Origin of the sequence: Streptomyces spongiae, from assembly GCF_009377185.1 — a bacterium.
GTDB lineage: Bacteria > Actinomycetota > Actinomycetes > Streptomycetales > Streptomycetaceae > Streptomyces > Streptomyces spongiae.
In genome coordinates this window covers 1-4,347 of sequence record NZ_VJZC01000731.1, presented here as the reverse complement: position 1 = coordinate 4,347, position 4,347 = coordinate 1, and the positions used below count along the sequence as shown (strand labels likewise).

7 protein-coding genes and 1 pseudogene are annotated in these 4,347 nt (G+C 67.0%); 5 read left to right on the top strand and 3 right to left on the bottom strand.

Going from position 1 to position 4,347, the window contains the following annotated elements:
• From FNH08_RS45585 to FNH08_RS45575, 3 genes and pseudogenes are all read left to right on the top strand, one after another.
• Positions 1–145: pseudogene (locus FNH08_RS45585) on the top strand (UDP-glucose 4-epimerase GalE); the annotation flags it as partial.
• Positions 146–574: 429 nt separating this feature from the next.
• Positions 575–1,066: a hypothetical protein gene (locus FNH08_RS45580; RefSeq protein WP_152777492.1), complete on the top strand. Its 492-nt coding sequence runs from the start codon at positions 575–577 to the stop codon at positions 1,064–1,066.
• Complete coding sequence (locus FNH08_RS45575; protein ID WP_152777490.1) at positions 1,063–1,806, top strand: hypothetical protein; 744 nt, start codon at positions 1,063–1,065, stop codon at positions 1,804–1,806. The genes FNH08_RS45580 and FNH08_RS45575 overlap by 4 nt, the downstream gene beginning before the upstream one ends.
• Positions 1,807–1,942: 136 nt before the next feature.
• On the opposite strand, the gene FNH08_RS45570 is transcribed toward FNH08_RS45575, so the two are convergent.
• From FNH08_RS45570 to FNH08_RS45560, 3 genes are read right to left on the bottom strand one after another with little or no spacing between them, the layout of a single operon-like run.
• On the bottom strand, positions 1,943–2,224 hold the full coding sequence (locus tag FNH08_RS45570; protein WP_152777488.1) for a hypothetical protein: 282 nt from the start codon (positions 2,222–2,224) through the stop codon (positions 1,943–1,945).
• Complete coding sequence (locus FNH08_RS45565) at positions 2,221–2,577, bottom strand: hypothetical protein (RefSeq protein ID WP_152777486.1); 357 nt, start codon at positions 2,575–2,577, stop codon at positions 2,221–2,223. The genes FNH08_RS45570 and FNH08_RS45565 overlap by 4 nt, the downstream gene beginning before the upstream one ends.
• The gene (locus FNH08_RS45560; RefSeq protein ID WP_194238847.1) at positions 2,574–3,101 is read right to left on the bottom strand and encodes an ATP-binding protein; all 528 of its coding nucleotides are present in this window, start codon (positions 3,099–3,101) and stop codon (positions 2,574–2,576) included. The genes FNH08_RS45565 and FNH08_RS45560 overlap by 4 nt, the downstream gene beginning before the upstream one ends.
• Before the next feature lie 292 nt (positions 3,102–3,393).
• Between FNH08_RS45560 and FNH08_RS45555 the strand changes: the two genes are divergently transcribed.
• Positions 3,394–4,245, top strand: coding sequence for a Scr1 family TA system antitoxin-like transcriptional regulator (locus FNH08_RS45555; RefSeq protein WP_152777484.1), 852 nt, complete (start codon positions 3,394–3,396; stop codon positions 4,243–4,245).
• An 11-nt stretch (positions 4,246–4,256) separates the two neighbouring features.
• Positions 4,257–4,347: DUF397 domain-containing protein (locus FNH08_RS54255; RefSeq protein ID WP_152777482.1), on the top strand; the 91-nt coding region annotated here is incomplete at its 3' end.

The following is a 4,347-nucleotide window of genomic DNA, read 5'->3' as shown; positions in this document are numbered from 1 at the left end:
CGGCGACCCCGCCCGCGTGGTCGCCTCCGCGGACCGCATCGCCACCGAACTCGGCTGGAAGGCCCGGTACGGCGTGGAGGACATGATCTCCTCGGCGTGGGAGGGCTGGGTGCGCAGACACCCGGAGGCGGAGTCACCCGCCTGAGCGCACCCCCGCCCCACCGGGGAGAGGCCCATTGGATCCGGAGTCCCACCTTCCAACTGGCGGCGGACCCGCGACGAGCTTGCAGCAAGCGGTCTGGGCCGTCGGCTCGGGGCTGTCGCAGGAGTCGCTCGTGGACTTCAGCTCAATGCTGCCGGGATCTGTGACTGGTCACCTGCTACCGATTACAGGTGAAACATTCGCATTTCGTTGTTCAAGGCAGGGGCCTGTGGTCGAATCGGCGACCGGGGGGCGGCGCAGCCGATCACCCTGCCTCAGGTGCCGTATAGACATACGGAAGGACACTCGGTGCGCACATCCACGAGCACTGCGGTCTGCTCTGCTATAGCCGCAGGCGCGCTTCTGGCGCCAGCAGTCGTCACACCGGCCTCCGCGCGGACGACACCGCCGTTTCCCCAGGATCTGCGGGTGATGTCCGACGAGGGCTACGCGCAGCTGTTCGGCGCAGATCGCGCCGAGACCAAGAGCCTGACAGTGGATTTGCCCCAGACGGGTCCGACTCCTCCGCGTGCCGACGCCGCCGTACAGGTCAGTCACTGGAGCGTGGTGAAGTTCGTCAGCAAGGACGGCGAGGGGAAGAACATCCCGACCCGGGAAGGCAACAGCAAGTTCGGCTGGCGGCATTTCTCAGGACCGCACAACATTCATGATCCCAAAGTGATCAAGATCGTGACCAGTGAACGCCCGGAGGAGAAGGAAGGAGCACGCCGGGTCTACGGCGGCGTGCTGACCAACCGTCTCGGCGCGATCCTCGCCCGGATCAAGGTGATCGCCCAATACAGCTACAAGACCGCTGACGGCGACTACGAGCTCGCCGATCACAGCCACAAGATCGGAACTATCACCGCGTACTGTGAGCGGGTTCCGCGCAACAAGTGCCCCGATGCGGTGAACGAGACATGACGTCTCCGCTCGCCGGCGGCAGTCAGGAGTCCGCGCCGATGCAGCGGTGGGAGAACGAAGGACTGGCCCGGCTGCAAGCCGCTCTCGTCCGGGGCATGCTCCGGCTCACGGCGGCACCCCTGGGTGACAGCCCTGTCGTCCGGGGCGTGCTCCCCGTCCCGGACGGACGAGGCGTGGGGAGAGTTGCCGTCTGGGACGGCCACGACATCGCGACCTCGGTGGCCTACGACCTGCCACTGGTGGACCGGCACGGCGACAACATCCCGGCCGTCGCACTGACTGCTGCACTGCGGCAGGCTGTGCGGCAGACATCCGACACTCCATGGACCGCAGCGGGAGCGGGCCATGACCGTGACGGGCACGGCATCCCCGTCGTGGCCGCGGAGGAAGCGGAGCAGATCCTCCAGGACGGTCCTGAGTTCGATCTCACGGACGCTCTCCACGCAGCAGCCGTAGGAATCGCCCCGTCCGGAGGCCACGACACCGCCGGGAATCTGTGCCTGCTCGGCTTCCTCCTCCTCGACCAGCACAGCGCGCGTCTGTACATGATCGGCGAGGGACTGTCCGACGTGGTCGGCCTAGATGTGTCACTTCGCGACGAAGAAGGGGGTGTGTCTGTGGGCATCACCGGCCTGGCCGCTGCCCTGCCTTCGCTCATCGCCGACGATCAGTTGCGGTACAACCCATCGGGGTCTGTGGACCCGTATTGCTCGGAAGTGTTCGACCTGACCCACTGGTAGCAATCGGGTACGTAATGCCGGACTCATGGGGCAGGACCGTGCCGGCTGGAATGAGCTCACACAGCTCGCCCCTTGCAACTGGCCTGCCTCATCGCAGCATGCGTGGGCCGGTTGCGCGTCCGGACCGGCACCCGCTTCACCCCAGCCAGGTCACGCGCTGGACGTACACCCGCTTCCGATAGTCGATGACCTGGTACCACACCATGAGCGACCCTATGGCAATGACTCGTAGGCCCTGCGGGTTCGTCACGTCGGCTCCTTCGCCGGGATCCTGCCCCAGGGAGGCGAGCACCACCAGCTCACGTGCGACCTCTTCCGCCGCCGCGCGCCCTTCCTTGGGCAGATCACCGACGACCCAATCCGGCTCCGCCCCGTATTCCCACGCCCACTCCGGGTCCGGCGCCTGCTGATCGTTCAAATCTCGAGCTCCCGCTCAGCCTCTCGCAGAATCCGGTTGACCTCCGCCATGGCGGCGCGGAACTCGGACTCGCCAACCGTGTCGTCCTGGGAGACCCGCTCGGCCTCGCGCAGACGGGCGGCGCGGCCTGGGTCCCGCTCGATCGCCACGAAGACGCCCCAGCGCCGCAGGAACAGCTGCAGGGGAGCCGTGCTCCCGGTCTGGCTGGCCTGGTCGAACGCCCGTCCCGCCTCCAGGTCGAACTGCGGCAGGTTGACCAGACCCACCCGCTTCACAGCTTCCCGCAACGCGTCCCTCGTCAAAGGCGGCATCGGGATGATCGGCCCTTCATGGTGCACCGGCTGTGCGCTCATCCCTTGTTACCTCTCTCCCGCCGGGCAGGCACACCGTGCCCACAGTCACTACGTGCCAGGGTAGCGGCGTACGAGGACACGCGACCGGGGCTCGGCGTCGACTCGGCGAGACACGTTCCCCTCCCGGCTGCCCCACCGCCGAGCTCGAACCACACGCCCTTTCCGCCGTCCCGTCCCAGCCCCATACCGATGCCGGGCTCGATCCCCCAGCGTCCCTCTGTCAGGGCGTCGACGATCCAGAGGCCACGACCGGACTCGCCGTCGTAGCCCTCGCGCAGGACGGGCAGTGCCGGGTCATCGTCATAGATCGTGACGCGCACGGCTACGCCGTCCACCGCGAGCTGCAAAACGGCGCCGGCTCCCTCTGCGTGGACGCACGAGTTGGTGACCAGTTCGGAGCTGCAGAGCGCGGCGTCATCTGCGACGGCGTCCAGTTGCAGAGTTCTCAGGACGGCGGAGACGAAGTCGCGGGCGATACGTGGGCTGGTGTCCAGGCGCGGGCATCTGAGGGTGTATTCGGGCATGACTGATCAACTCCTGTGCGGAGAGGGAGAGATGGCGGGAGAGGGGGAACGGGCCGGTCGGTGTCAATGCCCGGGCGGTCGACTTCGCTCGGGTGCGCTTCCAACTGGCGTTGGGCATGGGTCGGTTGAGGCACGTAGAGTCACTGCAACCCAGCGTGCCGAGTACGTCACCGAAAGTAGGGCTTAACCTGGTGACGGCACAACCTGAAGCCGGAGAATGGGCACGTTCCGGTGACCCCCCGCTCGCATGAACGCCGTACTCGTCAGCCGAACGACCAGGAAGAGAGCACCGATGCCGCCCAGGACCACCCCGACCGCCCGCCAGGAGCGCCTGGGCGCTGAGCTACGCAAGATCCGCGAACGGGCCGGGGTGACAGCTCGTGCAGCCGCCGCGCTCCTGGGCACGAATCCCATTCAGCAGAGCGCCTACGAGGCCGGTCGCAGCGGGATCAGTGAGGACCGCGTTCGTCGCCTGGCGGCGCACTGCGCGTGCGACGACGCGGCGTACGTCGACGCCCTGGTGAGCATGGCGAACGAGCGAGGCAAGGGGTGGTGGGAGGCTTACCGTGACATCGTCGCTCCGCAGGGACTGGACCTGGCGGAGTGCGAGCATCACGCCACCCGCATCCGCACCTTCCAAGTCGCCCACATCCCGGGCTTGCTACAGAGCGAGGACCACATGCGGGCCATGTTCAGCTACACGTCGCCCGCCATGACGAAGCGGGATCTGGACGCGTTTGTGGCCTTCCGCTTGAAGCGGCAACAGGTCCTCGCCGGGTCGCCCGGAACGCCGTACGAAGCGATCATCCACGAGGCGGCTCTCCGCATCCGGGTAGGTGGCCGCGACACGGCTCAGGCCCAGCTGCGACAGATCCTCGAACGATCGGAGCTGGCCAACGTCACCGTGCATGTGCTGCCCTTCGACGCCGAGGACTTCGCCGGCACCGGGTATTCGATGCTTTATTTGCACGGCCCCGTCCCCCAGCTCGACACCGCGCAGATCGATACGGCTCATCGCGGCGAGCTCTTCGATGCCGAGTCCCGTCTGAAGCAGTATCAACAGCGCTACGAGCGGGTCGCGGCGGCGGCTCTCCCACCCGCGGAGTCCAGGGACCTCATCAACCGCATCGCTCGTGAACTGTGAAAGGAACTGACATGCACGGCCGCCTCCACTGGCAGAAGTCGTCCTTCTCAGGCACAGATTCGGGCGACGACTGCGTCGAACTCGCCACCCCGCCCTCCGCCC